This is a genomic window from Halorubrum yunnanense (assembly GCF_026586675.1).
GTDB lineage: Archaea > Halobacteriota > Halobacteria > Halobacteriales > Haloferacaceae > Halorubrum > Halorubrum yunnanense.
The window spans coordinates 59,797-76,131 of the sequence record NZ_JAODIX010000039.1 but is presented as its reverse complement, the minus strand read 5'-3'; the positions used below and the strand labels follow the sequence as shown (position 1 = coordinate 76,131).

Below are 16,335 nucleotides of genomic sequence, written 5' to 3'. Positions count from 1 at the left end.
AGCCCGGGGCTTTGGAGAGATTCACCGTCGGTCCGCAGCCAGTCATTTATAAGCGCTCGCTCAGATCGACAGACGCGTTCACCGCGCTCGCGACAGTCGCTTGAAAACAGACGGCCCCGTCGGAGTCCTCGATCGACGACCGTTCGTCGAGGGGCCGCCGAACACAGAGCGCGAGTCGGCCACCGACCGGCGGTCACCCAACGAGACAGAGGCAGGTGAACCCCCGCTGCGGCTCAGTCCTCGCCGTCGGCGTCCCATTCCAGCCGGACCTCGTGGGTCGTTTTCCCGTCGGTCTCTCGGGCCCATTCGGCGACGGAGACGGCGCCACTCGGAGGGCGGCGTTCGGCGTCGGTCCCCTCACTTGTCGGCCGCATCCCCTCGAATCGGCCGGTGAGGTCCTCCCGAAGGCGGCGGAGGTACGTCGCCGCCTCGTCGCGGGTCATCTCGGCGTCCGACACCGAAGACTCCTCCCGCCCCCCGAGGGTCGCGTCGACGTGGGCGAGGCCGACCGCGTTGACCGCGGCGCCCAGCAACAGGACGACACCGGTGAAGTACAGCCAGGTGACCAACAGGAGAATGCTCGCGATGAGACTCCCGCCGCCGCCGCTCACGGAGACGTACAGTTGGAACAGCACTTGTAGGGTCGCCCACCCGACGGCTCCGACGACCGTCCCCGGAAGCACTTCCCGCGGGGCCACGTCGACGCCCGGAAACAGGTAGTACATCGGGAAAAACGCGCCACAGAGACCGACGACGAGTAGCAGGGGAACCGCGACCCCAACGAACGGGACCGCCGAGAAGAACGCGACGACAGTCGTCGCGCCGACCATCGCGACGGCGCCCAGCGCGAGGGTGAAAAGCACCACCAGGCTCTTCTTGATCTGGCCGAGGAACGATCCCCGGTCGGCCGTGTCGTAGATCTCCGAAAACGCCGTATCGAGCCCGCGGAACACCTTGATCGCCCCCCAAATAAAGGTGAACAGCCCGATGAGAGTGGCGCTGATCGTCGAGCCGGGACCGGCGGTTCGCTGCTCTTGGATCATCACCTCGATGACGCCGCCGACCGACGGCGAGACGCTCTCGGTCGCCACTTCGATTATCCGCCCCTGCAGCTCGGGTGCACCGAACACGGAGACCCCGAGGAGAAAGAACATGACCATCGGAACGAGTGAGACGAACGCGCTGTAGGCGATGCTGCCGGCGAGAAACGTCACGTTCTTCTCACGAAACACCCGCATGACGGATTTCCCTCGCGAGACCGCAGACAGTATGTTCATAGCTCACTCATCACATGCGAGCATTGTAACCGACGGGGGTCACAGGCCGCGCCCGACGCGATGCAACCCGAAGAGGCGAAACGTCCAATTTTTCCTGACACCGACGCGCTCTCGGCCCGTTTACACGCTCCCGATAGGTGGGTCGGTGTCCGTGTTGACCGACCGATCAGTCCACGGGAGCCGCGCTGTTCGGTCTCGGCCGCCGGATTGCGACCGGTTCGCCCGGTACACCGGAGTCCGAGCGAGGGCCGTCTTCCCCACTCAGCGTGGAGCTCCCACCGGCTACGACGGGGTTCGACGGAGCCAGCCGAACGACCAACGCCTCCGGGTCCGACACGCGTTCACGCCAAGTCCCGGTCCTCGTCCGCGTGTGCTCGGACCCACAGCTCGCCGATCCGCGAGAGGGTGGTCCGGTAGGACTTCCCGCGCTCCTCGCGCTCGATGTACCCCTTCCCGCCGGGGCCGAGCCGGTCGACGTTGTAGATCACCTTCGAGCGGAACGAGTCGGTGTACTCCTCGTTGAGGTCGGCCGCGAGCGTCTCCGCGAGCTCGGAGACCGACTCGAACTCGCCGTGTTCGCCGAGCGTGAACAGGACGAGCTCCTCGAACGGCTTGACGTTCTGGAAGGAGGCGACCGGCAGCTCGATCACGTGGCTGTCGCCAATTTTCTTCGCGCCGATGGTGGTGCCCCGCTCGTCGAACTCCGCCAGCAGGTCGGTCGTGCTCGCGAGGCGGTCGCCGACACGCTCGTCGTCGACCGCGTCGTCGTCGACCAGTTCCCGCAGGAGGTCCCGGTTGGCGCGGAGCTCCTCTGCCAGCTCGGTCTCCAAGTACTTCTCCGGGGCGGTGTAGTAGGTGTGGATGCGGTCGCGGTCGGCCTGTCGCTCGACCATGATCGAGTGGGCCGCGGTCGCGAACGCGAACGAGACCGGGCGGGGCATCGAACAGAGGTTCACCCACACCTCGCGCTCGTCGCCGTCGTCGACTCCCTCGTCTCGGTCCAACTCCGCGTTTATAAGATCGTAGGCGCGCTCGAAGGCGGCGTCGTAGTCGTACACGTCGGTGAGGCGCTCGCGGACGGTTTCGGCCCCGAGCAGGTTCCGGAAGTCCTGCTCGAGCTTCCGGGCGATGTTCCGCGAGTACTCGACGTTGGCCTCGCTGCCGACCGTTCCCTCCAGGAGGATCACCCGGTCGACGTCGAACTGGTCCCGGATGAGCGGGGCGATCATGCGGTCGTAGTCGAAGCCGACCGGCACGACGTGGGTCTGCATACGCTACACTACGTCGGGCCCGTTATATATCCGCCCGAGTCGCGGACCGCGAAGCGAGACGTCCTCGTCGCGAGGTCCCCCGAGCGCTTAACACGCTCGCCCCCTCGCCTCCTCCATGGAGAGCGCGCCCAACGTGTTCCTGCTGTCGGCGGACTCGCTGCGCGCCGACGCGTTCGCGGACGCGACCGAGCGCCTCGCGGACGAGCTCGACGGGACCCGGTTCCCGACCGCCGTCGCCCCGGCCCCGTTCACGGCCAGCTCCGTTCCCGCGCTCGCGACCGGGCGGTTCGTCGACGGCACGGGCCCCGACGGCGAGGCGCCCGAGGGCCCGGACGGCGACCCCGCGTCGCTTCTCACGCGCTTCCGCGAGGCGGGCTACGAGACGATACTGCTGACGGACAACCCCCTGTTCCGGCCGGCGCTCGGCGAGAGCGACCCGGCCGACGGGGGCCTGACGGCGCGGCTCGACGAGGCGCTCCCGCGGTCGGTGACGCGGGTCGTCGAGCGCGGCTACTTCGACGCCGTCTGGCCGCTCGCGCGGCGGCTCGGCCTCCTCGGACCGTACTACCGCCCAGCGACGGCGCTGCACGACCGCGCCCGCGAGCGGATCGCCGCCGCCGACGGACCGGTCTTCTGCTGGATCCACTACATGGACACCCACACCCCCTACTGGCCGCCGAGCGACGCCGCCAGGGAGCCCGGCGACTACCGGACCTCGGCCCTGAGCCGGAGCCTCGCCGTCCGCTCCGTCGACGACGTCGAGCCGAGGGACCTCGACCCGGTTCGGGCGCTGTACGACCGGAGCTGTGACGCGCTCGGGACGGCGGTCGAGCGGTTCGTCGCGCGGCTCCGCGACCGGGGCCACTACGACCCCGACCGCGACGTCCTCGCGGTGACGGCCGACCACGGGGAGAACTCGGACCCCGGGCGCGAGATGGTCGGCCACGTCCCCGCGGCCTCCTGGGAGTCGCTCGTCCGCGTCCCGCTGGTGGTCGCCCGGCCGGACTGGCCCGCGTCGGTCGTCGCGGACCAGGTCTCGCTGATCGACCTCCCGCGCATGCTGGCCGTCCCCGCGACGGAGGCGCCCGGTGAGCCCGAATCGGCGACTCCCCCCTCGCCGTCGTCGCTCGCCCGCGAGCACGCCTTCACGGTCGCCAGGGCCCTCGGCGCGTCGGACCTCGTGCGGGGCGTCCGCCGGGACGACGGCGAGAAGCTGTTCGGTCGGCGGACGGCCGACGGGGTCGACGCGCTCCGGACGGTCGCCCCGAGCGACGACCCGGGCGCGGAGCGGGTGCGCGAGCGTCGGTCGGCGGACTCGGCTCCCGGGTCGGACTCCGAGTCGCTGTCCGCCGTCCTCGCCGCGCGCGGCGGTCCCGTGGGCGAGGCGCCAGACACCCGGCGATACGACGACGCGCAGCTCCGGGCCCTCGGCTACCTGGAGTGACCGACTCGGGGCGACCGGTTCCGACGGCGAAGCGGTAACGGTAATCCGTCGGACCGAGAAGCGGGCCCATGGACGCACGCATCCGCGAGCACGCCGAGATCATCGCCGACCACTCGACCGGCATCGAGTCCGGTGATAACGTCGTCATCCAGCTGCCCGCCGAGGCGGAGGACCTCGCCGTCGCCCTCCACGAGATCTGCGGGGACCGCGGCGCCAATCCGGTGTACCTCAACTACTCCAAGCGCGCCCAGCGCGCCTTTAAGCGCTCGTCCGAGGAGTTCACCGAGCCGGACCACCGGCTCGCGCTCTACCGGGAAGCGGACGTGTTCGTCATCGCGCGCGGCGGGTCGAACGCGACCGAGGACGCCGACGTCGACCCCGAGACGAACGCCGCCTACAACCGCGCGATGGAGGACGTCAAGCGGACGCGCCTCTCGAAGACGTGGTGTCTCACGCAGTACCCGACCGCGAGCCACGCGCAGCTCGCCGGGATGAGCACCGAGGCGTACGAGGACTTCGTCTGGGACGCGGTCTCGCTCGACTGGGACGCGCAGCGCGAGTTCCAGGCGGAGATGGTCGAGATCCTGGACGGCGCCGACGAGGTCCGGATCACGTCCGGCGAGGAGACGGACCTCACGCTCGATATCTCGGGAAATTCGACGCTCAACGACTACGGCGAGGCGAACCTCCCCGGCGGCGAGGTGTTCACGGCGCCGGTCCGCGACGGCGTCGACGGCGAGGTCCACTTCGATCTCCCCCTGTACCGCTACGGCCGCGAGATCGACGGGGTCCGGCTCCGGTTCGAAGACGGTGAGGTCGTCTCTCACTCCGCCGAGCGCAACGAGGACCTGCTGACTGGGATCCTCGACACCGACGAGGGGTCGCGGCGCCTCGGCGAGCTGGGCATCGGGATGAACCGCCAGATCGACCGGTTCACCTACAACATGCTGTTCGACGAGAAGATGGGCGACACGGTCCACATGGCGGTCGGCTCCGCGTACCCGGAGACGGTCGGCGAGGGCAATGAGATCAACGAGTCCGCCGAGCACGTCGACATGATCGTCGACATGAGCGAGGACTCCGTCATCGAGGTCGACGGCGAGGTCGTCCAGCGAAACGGGACGTTCGCGTTCGAGGACGGGTTCTGAGGGCGGACTCGCCGTTCGGGCGTCGAGACCGGCGGCCTGAATTCGGTGGATCCGGCGTGCGGCTTTATATCGCGCCCCGACGTACGTCCGCCCATGCCTGAAGAAGTCCTCTTCGAGTCGGAGAGCCGCCGGAGCCGCGAGGAGATCGCCGCGTACCTCCGGACCGTCGTGGAGTCGCTGGAGTCCGGAAGCGAGATCACGTTCGTCCGGGGCGAGGAGTCGGTGACGATGGACCCCCCGGCCCGACCGACGTTCGAGGTCAAGGCCGAGCGAGAGGGCCCCGCCGACGGTCCCGGCGAGCTAAGCGTCGAGTTCGAGTTAGAGTGGGACGAGGACGGCGAGAGCGGCGGGCCCGGCGGGGAGCTACAGATCGAGTAAGCGGGTTGAGCCGGTCTCGGTCGACGGGACGCCGCCCGGAACGGACTGCGAGACGCCGCCCCGAACTACGGGACGCTGCCCGGAACGGACTGCGAGACGCCGCCCCGAACTACGGGACGCTGCCCGGGACCTCGACGAACGCGTCGCGTGCGGAGAGGCGGTCGAGCGTGTCGTCCACGCGGTCGCGGACCGACTCCATCCGTTCGACGAGCTCCTCGTACTCCTCGTTGCTCGTCGTGCCGGCGGCCTCCAGCGCGGCCTTCTTCGAGGCCAGCGCGAAGAACGCCTGGCTGTGCTCGTCGAACTCCGCCCGGTGGAGCAGCACCTCGACGAGCGTGAGGAGGTCCTCTTTCGTCACCGGCTTCGTCTTGTAGTCGTCGAACGGCATGTCGACGATGTCGACGTCGGGCTCGACCGCGGTCAGCATCGCGACGCGAGCGTCGTAGCCGGCCTCGCGCATGGCCGAGAGCACCTCGTGGCCGGACATGTCCGGCATCCGTCGGTCGAGGAGGACGACGTCGACCGACTCGTCCATCTGGTCTAACGCCGGCTCGCCGCCGGTCGCGATCCGGACGTCGTACGCCGACTCGAGGTACACCCGGTACAGCTCGGCGAGGTCGGGCTCGTCGTCGACCGCGAGGACCGTCGCGTCCGTCGTCTCGTCGCTCATGGTCGGGGGACCCCGGTCCCTGAATCCCCCGCGGGGGGCGCCGAGCCGACCCCATCGACCGCTGTTCGTGCACTCATAACGTGGGATACGCACACGGCCTGTTAAAACGTTAACTCGAGGATATCAGTTCTGATATTTCTGGGGCAGAGCGCGACGGGCGGCCGCCCCCGAACGGCGACGGGTTTGAGCTCCGCGGTCGGACCGACGAACGGCCGTGACCCAAAGGCACATTTACGCGCGCTTCGTACCAATGAGTAACGAATGTCCCACAGCCCCTCACTGCCCGACCGTCCCCGTTTAGAGCTCGATCCGGAGATGAGCGAGACGGAGCGGCTCGAAGCGATCCGTCAGCACTTCCGGCGGATCCTTCAGGTGAACGAGGAACTGGAACAGCGGCTGGACGACGCGCAGGGTCGCCGCGGCGAGCTGAAGACCGACGTCGACGAGCTGAAACGCGAGAACGAGGTGCTGAAGACCTCGTCGCTGTACATCGCGTCGGTCGAAGAGATCACCGACGAGGGCGTCGTCATCAAGCAGCACGGGAACAACCAAGAGGTCCTGACCGAGGCGTCCACCCGACTCGACGAGGACCTACGCCCCGGTGACCGCGTCGCGATCAACGACTCGTTCGCGGTCCAGCAGGTGCTCGACGACGAGACCGACTCCCGCGCGCAGGCGATGGAGGTCACCGAGTCTCCGGACGTCGAGTACGCTGACATCGGCGGGATCGACGACCAGATCCGCGAGGTCCGCGAGGCCGTCGAGGACCCCCTAGAGAACCCCGAGCAGTTCGAGGCCGTCGGCGTCGAGCCGCCGAGCGGCGTCCTGCTCCACGGCCCGCCGGGGACCGGGAAGACGATGCTCGCGAAGGCCGTCGCCAACGAGTCCGACGCGACGTTCATCAAGATGGCCGGCTCCGAGCTCGTCCGGAAGTTCATCGGCGAGGGGTCCCGGCTCGTCCGCGACCTCTTCGAGCTGGCCGCCGAGCGCGAGCCCGCCGTCATCTTCATCGACGAGATCGACGCGGTCGCCTCGAAGCGGACGGACTCGAAGACCTCGGGCGACGCCGAGGTCCAGCGGACGATGATGCAGCTGCTCTCCGAGATGGACGGCTTCGACGACCGCGGCGAGGTGCGGATCATGGCCGCCACCAACCGCTTCGACATGCTCGACGAGGCCATCCTGCGCCCTGGCCGGTTCGACCGCCTCATCGAGGTGCCCGAGCCCGACGCCGAGGGCCGCGCTCGCATCCTCGAGATCCACACCCAGCACATGAACGTCGCCGAGGGGACGGACGTGAGCGAGGTCGCCGCGGACCTGGAGGGGTACAGCGGCGCCGACGTCGCCTCGCTGGCGACCGAGGCCGGGATGTTTGCGATCCGCGACGGCCGCACCGAGGTCACGCTCGACGACTTCGAGGCGGCCCGCGACAAGCTCCAGGACGCCGAGCAGACCGAAGAGCGGGTCATCAACTACCAGTACTAACACTACGGATCGGCGGTCGGTTTCGGGTTCTGCGGCGTTTCTGGCGGTTGATCGGCGTTGAACAACGCCAAAGGTCCAGCCGCTCACTTATAAACGAGTGACGGTAAACCGACGGCGAACACCGCCAAAACCCCAGCCGCTCGGTTGTACGTCGTTGCTGGCGGATCGACGGCGAACACCGCCAAAACCCCAGCCGCTCGGTTGTACGTCGTTGCTGGCGGATCGACGGTGAACACCGCCAAAACCCCAGCCGGGCTCGACTCCCACAGCTCGCTGCGGTCCTCGGTCGCGACGCTCCCTGCGGTCCTTGCGTCGCTGGGGTCCGTCGAGCCCGGCTGCCCCTTTGCGTCCCACCCCACCGCACAGCACCGCACCTCACGCCTCCCCAGCCTCGTCGCCGGCGGCGAAGCCGCCGGCTGCAAGCGAGAGCTTCGCTCTCGCCCTGTCGGCCGCCCTCCGCTTCGCTCCGGGCGACCGACTCCCTCGCGCCCGGTTCGCGCCCCCGGGGCGCTCACCGGAGCGCGCCACCGCGATTATTGATAAATAACTGCCCCAACCGACTCTCCGGGTACGACCGCTTCGTAACCCCTTAGCGCGGGCGGCGCCGATCCCATCGCGATGAACACCATCCACGTCGCCGGCGGCGTCGGGGTCGCCGACACGGCGATGGCCTCCTACGACGCCGCGCTCGCGGACGCGAACCTCCACAACTACAATCTCGTGGCGGTCTCGTCCGTGGTCCCGGCCGAAGCGACCGTCGAGGCGGTCGAGGCGGTCCCCGACCTCGGCCCCGCCGGCAACCGGCTCACCGTGGTTGAGGCGCGCCGCACGGTCGGGCCGGACGACGAGGTGGACTTCCGCGAAGGCGGCCGCGCCGGCGCGGAGGACGCGGGCTCGAAGCGCGCCCCCCGGCGCCGCCCCGACGTGGCCGCCGGGTTGGGCTGGGCGACCGGCCCCGGTCCCGGACTCTTTTACGAGGTGACCGGCGAGGACCCGGAGGCGGTGCGCGAGCGCATCGAGGCCGGGCTGGACAGCGGCGGGGAACTACGCGACTGGGACCTCCCGGACCGGGAGGTCAGCGTGGAGACGGCGGCCGCGGCGCCGGACCGGTACACGACCGCGGTCGTGATCGCCGCGTACGGCGAGTCGGAGCCGATCCTCCCGCCGTCGGACGCGTAGCGCGGCCCTGCCTCCCCCCGCGTCCGGCTCCCGGCGACCTTGCGGGTTTGGCGGGCTTTAGGCGCCGCGAGGAGGGAAAAATAGGTAGTAATGACGACGAACGACGACCGGATCTGGACGACGCCCGTCGGCAGCCTCCCGCGACTGCCAGAGCTGCTTGACCTCTTCACGCGGCGGCGGGACGTCGCGGACCGGCTGGAGCGCGTCGCCGACGGGACGCCGCTGGTCGCCGCGCCCGACTGCGGGTTCGGCACGCAGGCCGGGATCGGCATGGTCGACCCCGAGATCGCGTGGGCGAAACCGGCGGCGCTTGACGAGGGCGCCGCGATCGCGACCGACCGGATCTACGGCTGAATCGCCCGAAGAGGGCGGAGGGTCGACCGGACCGCCCCCGCCGACGCCTTTTTGAACCGTCTCCGCGTATCTTGTGTGTCTTCGATGAACGGCAACAACCCGTACGCCGGGGCACCGGGCGTGACGAACGCGGGCGAGCCCGCGGCCGTCGACCTCTCCCCCGATCAAGAACGGCGCCTCCGGCGCGCGGTCGCCGGAATCGTTTCGCGAACCGAGTCGTATCTCCCGGACAGCTACGCCGTCGGCTCCGAGCTGTCGGTCGGCTCGAACGGGCCGCAGGCGACCGTCGCGGTCAACCCGCCCGCCGGCCACCCCGTCTCGGCCGGGTTCACGCCGGATCCCGACGAGCTGGAGGCCGGAATCGCCGACGCCGACACCGACGAGGTCGCCCGCGGGCTGGCCGCCAGCGCCGCGATGCAGGTCATGGACGCCGTCGGCGACGTCACGCCGACCGCGAAGTGAGTCCGGGCTACTCGGCCGACTCTCCCCGTACCGATCCGTCTTCCGTCGACCCCTTCTCCGCCGGCGCGTCTCCCGGCGGCTCGATGACTCCCTGCACGCGGCCGTAGATCCCGAATATCCCCTCGTACCCGCGCTCGCTCGCGAGGATCGGGACGGTCCCCGCCTCCTCGACGCGGTGCGTGTACACGTCGTCTTCGGCGAACACGGCTCCCTCGGGCATCTCCTCGAAGTTCGCGAAGTGGACGTGCGGCTCGCCGCCGCCCTTCGGCACCTCCTCGTCGCCCGCGACGACCGTCGTCTCGGTGAACGTCGGCGGCTCGTCGTCGAGCGCGCCGTGCGCACGGAGGAAGGCCAGACACGCCTCGTAGCCGAACGCGGCCGCCTCTTCACTCCCCTGTCGGCCGACCTCGACGGAGACGGTGTGCGGAACGGTGGAGTCGAGCGTCGTCCCGCGGAGCCCGCTCGCGTCGACGACGTACTCGACCGGCATCCCGGTCACGCTCCGGCGCACCGACTCGGTCGGGTCGCTGTAGATCGCGAACGGCGGCGGCGCGCTGTGCGACGTGTGGAGCGCGAGCACCGCGTCCGTCCCCTCCAGTTCGGCCGCGAGCCGCGGCGCGAGCGCCCGCTCGTACTCGTCGCTGTCGGGGTCGCCCGGAAAAGACCGGTTCAGATCCGCGTCCGTGTACCGCGTCCCGGCCGCCAGCGCCCGTTCGTTGGCGACGATCAGCCGAACGCAGCCGCTCCCCGTGCCGGTCTCGTGGAGCTCGTCGGCGAGTCGTCTCACGATCCGCTCGCCGGCGGGCTCGTCGCCGTGGATCCCGCCGACGATCGCGACGCGAGCCGAGCCGGCCGACCCGCGCTCGATCGTTTCCATGGCACACCGTACGCGGCGGTCGAACAATAAAGGGTGGAGCTTCGACCGCCTACCAACGGTGGTGAACGTGCTCGCGGACGCGCTCGTCGTACACCGCGCGGGCCGCCTCGTGCGCGTCGTCGTCGAGCGGCGGCCGATCGCTGACGGCGGCGTTCGCCCGGACGTGCTCGGGGGTCGTCGACCCCGGGATGACCGTCGAGACGGCGTCGTGGTCGAGGATCCACCGGAGCGAGAACGCCGCCAGCGAGAGTTCGTCGCCGGTCGGGTCGTCGGCGACCGCGTCGGCGCGGTCCGCGAGCGCGTCGGCGGCGTCGAGGCCGGCCTCGTAGGGGACGCCCGCGAACGTCTCGCCGACGTCGAAGGCGTCGCCGTCGCGGTTGTAGTTGCGGTGGTCGCTCTCCGGGAACTCGTCGTCCCGCGAGAGCGCGCCGGTCAGCAGGCCCGAGGCGAGCGGGACCCGACAGATCACGCCCACGTCGCGGGCGGCGGCCTCCTCGAGGAACAGCTCGGCCGGGCGCTGTCGGAAGGGGTTGAAGATGAGCTGGACCGACTCGACGCCGGGGTACGCGATCGCTTTGAGCCCCTCCTCGACGCGCTCGACGCTGACGCCGTAGCTCGCGATCCGCCCCTCGTCCGCGAGCGTCGCGAGCGCGTCGAACGCCTCGGGCCGGTAGTAGACGTCGGTCGGCGGGCAGTGGAGCTGGACTAGGTCCAGCGTCTCGACGCCGAGGTTCTCGCGCGAGCGGTCCACGAACCGCCGGAGGTTCGCCTCGCTGTACCCGTCGGCGACGTGGGGGTCGAGCCGGCGGCCGGCCTTCGTCGCGACCGTCACGTCGCCGTGCGCGATGTCGTCTTCGAGGACGTCGCCCAGAATCCGCTCCGAGCGCCCGTCGCCGTACACGTCGGCCGTGTCGAAGAAGTCGATCCCGGCGTCGCGGGCGGCCTCGACGGCCGCGACGGCCTCGGGCTCGCTCACGTCGCCCCAGTCGCTCCCGATCTGCCAGGAGCCGTAGCCGACCTCGCTGACCGCGCCGACGCTCCCGAGCGTGCGGTGATTCATGTCCACGTCCACCTGATCGGGGCGCCGGGAAGGGCGTTCCGGAGTGTGAACAAGAGACCGCCGAGCGGACGACGGCACGACCCGCTACTCGGTCCCGAGGTCGACCCCCGGGTCCTCGCCGTCGGTGGTCTCGCTCGCGTGCGCCGCCCCGTGGGCGTCGTTGTACCGCTGGATCTTGCGGTAAAGCAGGTAGCCGAAGCCCCCGACGTACAGCACCACGTAGACGAAGAACGCGGCGAGCTGGGGGAGTCCCGTCGCGGCCTGGATCAGCCCGCTTCCGAGGCCGACCGTGGCGTTGTAGGTGGCGTGGATCAGCGCGGCGACGATGAGCCCCTTGACGATGATCGGGCCGTGGTTCTCCGGGTTGAACTTCGCCAACCCGAGGTAGTAGCCCGCGAACGACGAGTAGACGACGTGCCCCGGCCCGGCTAACGCGCGGGTCGCGGTGATGTCGCTCCCGACACCGATCAGGTCTAAGCCGAGAGACAGACCGCCCACCTCCCCGACCGCTCCGCTGATGTAGATGGCGTTTTCGATAGTCGCGAACCCGAGTCCGGCGACGGCGCCGTACACCGCACCGTCGATGACCGCGGCGAACCGATCGTCGTTGTACGCGTAGAGCCGCACGGCGAGCAGTTTCACCGACTCCTCGACCGGGCCCACGATGAGGTAAAAAAACAGAACCATCCCGAGGCCGCCGAGCGCCGTGAAAACCGGCTGCGACACGCTGTTGACGACGGCGGCGAACCCCGCCGTGAGCACGCCGAGTATGAAGGTGGCCGCGAGCAGCGAGAGCGGCTCGCTGGTCGTCACGTCGCTCTGCCAGACGTACCCCGCAAGCGCCAGCGCGGGGAGGGCTGAGAGGGCGGTCAACACGCCGATCAAGGGCTCTCTCACGATACCGAGTCCGCCGACGGCGACGAAGATCAGGACCGCGAGCAGGACCAGGAGCGCCTGGCCGACGCGGACCGCCAACCAGTAGATCCCGACCGAGGCGCTGTCGAGGAGCGACCGCCGCTCCCACGACGAGATCCCGTAGAGGTCCCGCTCCTCGTCCGCCGCCTCGACGGGGTCCCTCTCCTCTTCTACGTCTCGCATGTCGATTCCGTCCGAGGGGCGTTCGCTTCGCTGGCACGGGCCGGACGGGACCCACCACTCGGCGCTTGACGGACCATTAGCTAAGCGTGAGTCCGAGACACACCTCAAACGACAGTTTGTCTCAGTTACTCAACTGTACCGTCTGGAGTGACAAAACGGCGCCGTCGCGTCGACTACAACACGTCCCCCAGCGCGTTCATCGTCTCCTCCACGCGCTCGATCCGCGCGCTGTGGCCCATGTGGCCGACGCGAAGGACGTCGCCGGCCAACTCCCCGAGCCCCGTCGCGACCAGCACGTCGCGCTCCTCGCGCAGCCGCTCCTGCAGCTCCTCGGCCCGCCCGGGGACCTCGAACGCCGTCACCGTCGGCGAACTGCGCTCGGGGTCGGGGTAGGGCTCCAGCCCCAGCTCCGCCCCACGCTCGCGACACCGCGCCGCGGCCGCCCGGTGTCGGTCCCGGACCGCGTCGAGCCCCTCGTCGAGCCACAGTCCGAGCGCCGCGTCGAGCGCGACGACCTCGGTCGTCAAGTGGGTGCACGGGAACCCCTCCGAGGTGTCTCTCCACGGCAGGAAGTTCGTGTACAGCGAGTGGGGGTCCCGGTCCTCCATCGCGGCCCACGCGCGCTCGCTGACCGCGGCCGTGGTGAGTCCCGGCGGCGCGCTGAAGCACTTCTGGGACGCGCCCAGACAGACGTCGATCCGCTCGGTCGGCACCGGAGCGCCGCCGAGCGAGGAGACGGCGTCGACGACGGAGACGGTCTCGCCGTCCGCCCCGTCCAAGAGGCTGAGCGCCGGCCCGAGGTCGTTGAGTGTCCCCGTGGGCGTCTCGCAGTGGACCATCGTCGCGACCTCGAAGTCCCGGCCCCGCTCGGCCAGGACCGACTCCAACTCGGCGAGCGGGAGCGGCTCGTCGTCGTCGGCCGAGACGAGGGTCGCCTCGCCGCCGTACGACTCGACGAAGTCGGCGAACCCGTCGCCGTAGAGCCCGTTCGAGAGGCACAACACCTCGGTGCCCGGCTCGACGAGCGAGGCGACCGCGGCCTCCAGCCCGAGGATGCCCTCGCCGCCGGGGACGACGACGTCGCGGGCGGAGCCGTCGCCCGTCTCCTCCGTTTTGCCCGGCTCCGTCCCGTACACCGCCGCCAGCCGGTCGGTGAGGCGCTCGTAGATCCGTCGGAACTCCGGGTCGACGTCGGGGTTGATCAGCTCGCGGCTCATCGCGTCGCGGACGGGTTCGGGGACCGCGGTCGGTCCCGGCGTCATGAGCATGCGCGACACCTCGGGACGGGGAGTAACAACCCTGTCGTCCGGTCGAACCGCGGATCGGAGCCCTTCCCGACACGTTAATACCGTTCTGTCGCTTTCGTCCCGCCACGATGATGCTTCCGACCCACGTGCTGGCCGGGATGCTGCTCGCCGCGCCGCTCGTGCGCGTGGCCCCGGAGCTGGCGACCGTGGGATTCGTCGCCGGCTTCCTTGGGGGCCTGTTCCCCGACCTCGACATGTACACCGGTCACCGGAAGACGCTCCACTACCCCGTCTACTACTCCGCGGCCGCCGTCGTCGCCCTCGTCGTCGCCCTCGCGGCCCTGTCCGCGCTCACCGTCGCTGCGGCCCTGTTCCTCCTCGGGGCGGCGCTCCACAGCGTCTCGGACGTGTACGGCGGCGGGCTGGAACTGCGGCCGTGGGAGGGGAACTCCGACCGGGCGGTGTACGACCACTACCGGGAGCGCTGGGTCGCGCCGCGGCCCGGCGTCAGGTACGACGGCGCCGCGGAGGACCTCGCGCTCTCGATCGGACTGGCGTTCCCGCTCCTCTTCCTGCTCTACGGCCCGCTCCGGCTGGTCGTACTCGGGACGCTGCTCGTCGCCGCCGCGTACACCGTCCTCCGCCGGCACCTCGCGGAACTCGCCGCGCTCGTCATTCCCCTCGTGCCGGCGGCGCTGACTCCCTATCTGCCGGACCGATACGCCGACGAGGAGCACTTCGAGTAGCGCTCGGCTCCGGTCGACCCGCCCTCTCTCCGAGCCCCGCGACCGTCAGTGACACTCGTCCACACGGTATTGTGTGTTTCTCCCAAAACTATTATCCGCGCAGGGAGCGTAGGAAAGGGTATGAGTTCACCCGAATCCGTTCCCGCGGAGCCGATCCAGCTGTCCGACCCGGACGACTTCGACGACGTCGTCGCCGACCACGACGTGGTCCTCGTCGACTTCCACGCCGACTGGTGCGGCCCGTGTCAGATGATGGAGCCCGCCGTTGAGGCGATCGCCGCGGACACCGACGCCGCCGTCGTGAAGGTCGACGTCGACGTCCACCAGTCGCTCGCGGCCGAGTACGACGTCCAGAGCATCCCGACGCTGCTGGTGTTCGCCGGCGGCGAGCTCGCCGACCGCATGGTCGGCGCGCAGAGCGAGGACGCCCTGACCGACGCCGTGTCGGAGCGCGCCGCCTGAATGGCCACCCCAGACGGCGACGCGGAGAGCGCCGGAGACGACGGGATGACGGCCCGGGAGCTGCGCGCCGACGTCCCGGCCCTCGGCGAGGCCGCGTACTTCAACTTCGGCGCGCACGGCCCGAGCCCGGAGTACGTCGTCGAGGCCGCCGGCGAGTTCATTGCCGACCACGAGTACGGCTCGGCGACGACCGATCCCTACGGGCACGCCTTCGAGACGTACGAGGACGTGCGCGAGCGGATCGCCGCGTTCGTCGGGAGCGACCCCGCCGAGATCGCGCTCACCGAGAGCACGACCGACGGGATCACCCGGATCGCCGGCGCGATCGACTGGGAGCCCGGCGACGTCGTCGTCCGGACCGACCTGGAGCACCCGGCCGGGATCCTGCCCTGGAAGCGGCTCGAACGCGAGGGCGTCGAGGTCCGCGTCCTCGAGACCGAGGGCGGTCGCGTCGACCCGGACGAGTACGCCGAGGCGGTCGCCGACGCGCGGCTCGTCTGCTTCAGCGCGATCACCTGGACCCACGGGACGCGCCTCCCCGTCGCCGACCTCGTCGCGGTCGCGAACGACGCCGGCGCCTTCACCCTCGTCGACGCGGTCCAGTCGCCCGGACAGGGCCCGCTGGACGTGTCGGCGTGGGGCGCCGACGCCGTCGCCGCCGCGGGCCACAAGTGGACGCTCGGCCCGTGGGGCGCCGGCTTCCTCTACGTCGACCGCGACGCCGCCGCCGAGCTCGCGCCGCGCGCCGTCGGCTACCGCGGCGTCGAGGACCCCGACGCGGCCGAGATCGAGTACAAGGCGGGCGCGCCGCGGCTGGAGGTCGGGACGACGACCGCGGCCGCCCACGTCGGCCTCGTCGAGGCGCTCGACGCGATCGACGCGGTGGGCCTCGACGCGATCGAGTCCCGGATCGAGACGCTCACCGACCGGTTCAAGGCGGGCGTCCCCGCGGACCGACTGTTAAGTCCCCGCGAGTTCGAGAGCGGGCTCGTCACGGTCGACGTCGACGACCCAGAGGCGACCGTCGAGCGCCTCGCGGAGGCGGGGATCGTCGTCCGCTCGCTGCCGCACCCGGACGCCGTCCGCGCCTCGATCCACGCTGTCTCGACCGAGTCCGGGGTCGACCGGCTGGTCGACGCGCTCGCTGAGGGGTGGTGAGGCCGAGGGACCGCTCCGC

16 protein-coding genes and 1 pseudogene are annotated in these 16,335 nt (G+C 70.3%); 10 read left to right on the top strand and 7 right to left on the bottom strand.

Annotated features, from left to right (window positions below; translation table 11 throughout):
* Positions 1 to 233: 233 nt before the first annotated feature.
* Together N5096_RS10480 and N5096_RS10475 are read right to left on the bottom strand one after the other, a co-directional pair.
* Positions 234 to 1,238 carry a YihY/virulence factor BrkB family protein gene (locus tag N5096_RS10480; RefSeq protein ID WP_267664539.1) on the bottom strand — a complete coding sequence of 335 codons (1,005 nt, stop codon included), beginning with the start codon at positions 1,236 to 1,238 and terminating at the stop codon, positions 234 to 236.
* Between the two features lie 380 nt (positions 1,239 to 1,618).
* Positions 1,619 to 2,548, bottom strand: coding sequence for an HFX_2341 family transcriptional regulator (locus N5096_RS10475; RefSeq protein ID WP_267664537.1), 930 nt, complete (start codon positions 2,546 to 2,548; stop codon positions 1,619 to 1,621).
* A gap of 115 nt (positions 2,549 to 2,663) precedes the next feature.
* Between N5096_RS10475 and N5096_RS10470 the strand changes: the two genes are divergently transcribed.
* From N5096_RS10470 to N5096_RS10460, 3 genes are all read left to right on the top strand, one after another.
* On the top strand, positions 2,664 to 3,992 hold the full coding sequence (locus N5096_RS10470; RefSeq protein ID WP_267664535.1) for a sulfatase-like hydrolase/transferase: 1,329 nt from the start codon (positions 2,664 to 2,666) through the stop codon (positions 3,990 to 3,992).
* Between the two features lie 68 nt (positions 3,993 to 4,060).
* Positions 4,061 to 5,140 (top strand): aminopeptidase, encoded by a 1,080-nt coding sequence (locus N5096_RS10465; protein ID WP_267664534.1) that lies wholly within the window; start codon positions 4,061 to 4,063, stop codon positions 5,138 to 5,140.
* Between the two features lie 93 nt (positions 5,141 to 5,233).
* Complete coding sequence (locus N5096_RS10460; RefSeq protein WP_267664533.1) at positions 5,234 to 5,518, top strand: amphi-Trp domain-containing protein; 285 nt, start codon at positions 5,234 to 5,236, stop codon at positions 5,516 to 5,518.
* Between the two features lie 109 nt (positions 5,519 to 5,627).
* Here the strand turns inward: N5096_RS10460 and N5096_RS10455 are convergent, their stop codons facing one another.
* Positions 5,628 to 6,188, bottom strand: a complete 561-nt coding sequence (locus N5096_RS10455) for a response regulator (RefSeq protein WP_267664532.1) — start codon at positions 6,186 to 6,188, stop codon at positions 5,628 to 5,630.
* Positions 6,189 to 6,449: 261 nt separating this feature from the next.
* Here N5096_RS10455 and pan2 point away from each other — a divergent pair, with 261 nt between their 5' ends.
* The 4 genes and pseudogenes from pan2 to N5096_RS10435 all read left to right on the top strand — a co-directional run bounded on the left by pan2 (position 6,450) and on the right by N5096_RS10435 (position 9,668).
* A complete protein-coding gene (pan2, locus tag N5096_RS10450; protein WP_267664531.1) occupies positions 6,450 to 7,673 on the top strand; it encodes a proteasome-activating nucleotidase Pan2 in 1,224 nt (407 codons plus the stop codon).
* Positions 7,674 to 8,291: 618 nt separating this feature from the next.
* Positions 8,292 to 8,852 (top strand): pyruvoyl-dependent arginine decarboxylase, encoded by a 561-nt coding sequence (locus tag N5096_RS10445; protein WP_267664530.1) that lies wholly within the window; start codon positions 8,292 to 8,294, stop codon positions 8,850 to 8,852.
* Positions 8,853 to 9,035: 183 nt separating this feature from the next.
* A pseudogene (locus tag N5096_RS16355) lies at positions 9,036 to 9,206 on the top strand (methionine synthase); the annotation flags it as partial.
* Between the two features lie 84 nt (positions 9,207 to 9,290).
* Positions 9,291 to 9,668: a DUF5811 family protein gene (locus tag N5096_RS10435; RefSeq protein ID WP_092563984.1), complete on the top strand. Its 378-nt coding sequence runs from the start codon at positions 9,291 to 9,293 to the stop codon at positions 9,666 to 9,668.
* A 7-nt stretch (positions 9,669 to 9,675) separates the two neighbouring features.
* Here the strand turns inward: N5096_RS10435 and N5096_RS10430 are convergent, their stop codons facing one another.
* The 4 genes from N5096_RS10430 to N5096_RS10415 form a co-directional block, all read right to left on the bottom strand.
* Positions 9,676 to 10,545 (bottom strand): M14 family metallopeptidase, encoded by an 870-nt coding sequence (locus tag N5096_RS10430; protein ID WP_267664528.1) that lies wholly within the window; start codon positions 10,543 to 10,545, stop codon positions 9,676 to 9,678.
* Between the two features lie 49 nt (positions 10,546 to 10,594).
* Positions 10,595 to 11,605, bottom strand: a complete 1,011-nt coding sequence (locus tag N5096_RS10425; RefSeq protein ID WP_267664527.1) for an aldo/keto reductase — start codon at positions 11,603 to 11,605, stop codon at positions 10,595 to 10,597.
* A gap of 84 nt (positions 11,606 to 11,689) precedes the next feature.
* Positions 11,690 to 12,703 (bottom strand): PrsW family intramembrane metalloprotease, encoded by a 1,014-nt coding sequence (locus tag N5096_RS10420; RefSeq protein ID WP_267664525.1) that lies wholly within the window; start codon positions 12,701 to 12,703, stop codon positions 11,690 to 11,692.
* Between the two features lie 173 nt (positions 12,704 to 12,876).
* Positions 12,877 to 13,971, bottom strand: a complete 1,095-nt coding sequence (locus N5096_RS10415; protein ID WP_267664524.1) for a pyridoxal-phosphate-dependent aminotransferase family protein — start codon at positions 13,969 to 13,971, stop codon at positions 12,877 to 12,879.
* Between the two features lie 107 nt (positions 13,972 to 14,078).
* Between N5096_RS10415 and N5096_RS10410 the strand changes: the two genes are divergently transcribed.
* The 3 genes from N5096_RS10410 (at position 14,079) to N5096_RS10400 (ending at position 16,316) form a co-directional block, all read left to right on the top strand.
* A complete protein-coding gene (locus tag N5096_RS10410) occupies positions 14,079 to 14,696 on the top strand; it encodes a metal-dependent hydrolase (protein WP_267664523.1) in 618 nt (205 codons plus the stop codon).
* A 120-nt stretch (positions 14,697 to 14,816) separates the two neighbouring features.
* Positions 14,817 to 15,158, top strand: a complete 342-nt coding sequence (gene trxA, locus N5096_RS10405; RefSeq protein ID WP_267664522.1) for a thioredoxin — start codon at positions 14,817 to 14,819, stop codon at positions 15,156 to 15,158.
* Positions 15,159 to 16,316, top strand: a complete 1,158-nt coding sequence (locus N5096_RS10400) for an aminotransferase class V-fold PLP-dependent enzyme (protein ID WP_267664521.1) — start codon at positions 15,159 to 15,161, stop codon at positions 16,314 to 16,316. It begins immediately after the preceding gene.
* The last annotated feature ends 19 nt before the right edge of the window (positions 16,317 to 16,335 follow it).

Coding starts and splice junctions, on each gene's coding strand:
- N5096_RS10475 (WP_267664537.1), bottom strand. CDS start 2,548: ATGCAGACCCACGTCGTGCCGGTCGGCTTCGACTACGACCGCATGATC.
- N5096_RS10415 (WP_267664524.1), bottom strand. CDS start 13,971: ATGCTCATGACGCCGGGACCGACCGCGGTCCCCGAACCCGTCCGCGAC.
- N5096_RS10460 (WP_267664533.1), top strand. CDS start 5,234: ATGCCTGAAGAAGTCCTCTTCGAGTCGGAGAGCCGCCGGAGCCGCGAG.
- N5096_RS10430 (WP_267664528.1), bottom strand. CDS start 10,545: ATGGAAACGATCGAGCGCGGGTCGGCCGGCTCGGCTCGCGTCGCGATC.
- N5096_RS10425 (WP_267664527.1), bottom strand. CDS start 11,605: ATGAATCACCGCACGCTCGGGAGCGTCGGCGCGGTCAGCGAGGTCGGC.
- N5096_RS10410 (WP_267664523.1), top strand. CDS start 14,079: ATGATGCTTCCGACCCACGTGCTGGCCGGGATGCTGCTCGCCGCGCCG.
- pan2 (WP_267664531.1), top strand. CDS start 6,450: ATGTCCCACAGCCCCTCACTGCCCGACCGTCCCCGTTTAGAGCTCGAT.
- N5096_RS10480 (WP_267664539.1), bottom strand. CDS start 1,238: ATGCGGGTGTTTCGTGAGAAGAACGTGACGTTTCTCGCCGGCAGCATC.
- N5096_RS10455 (WP_267664532.1), bottom strand. CDS start 6,188: ATGAGCGACGAGACGACGGACGCGACGGTCCTCGCGGTCGACGACGAG.
- N5096_RS10435 (WP_092563984.1), top strand. CDS start 9,291: ATGAACGGCAACAACCCGTACGCCGGGGCACCGGGCGTGACGAACGCG.
- N5096_RS10470 (WP_267664535.1), top strand. CDS start 2,664: ATGGAGAGCGCGCCCAACGTGTTCCTGCTGTCGGCGGACTCGCTGCGC.
- N5096_RS10400 (WP_267664521.1), top strand. CDS start 15,159: ATGGCCACCCCAGACGGCGACGCGGAGAGCGCCGGAGACGACGGGATG.
- N5096_RS10420 (WP_267664525.1), bottom strand. CDS start 12,703: ATGCGAGACGTAGAAGAGGAGAGGGACCCCGTCGAGGCGGCGGACGAG.
- N5096_RS10445 (WP_267664530.1), top strand. CDS start 8,292: ATGAACACCATCCACGTCGCCGGCGGCGTCGGGGTCGCCGACACGGCG.
- N5096_RS10465 (WP_267664534.1), top strand. CDS start 4,061: ATGGACGCACGCATCCGCGAGCACGCCGAGATCATCGCCGACCACTCG.
- trxA (WP_267664522.1), top strand. CDS start 14,817: ATGAGTTCACCCGAATCCGTTCCCGCGGAGCCGATCCAGCTGTCCGAC.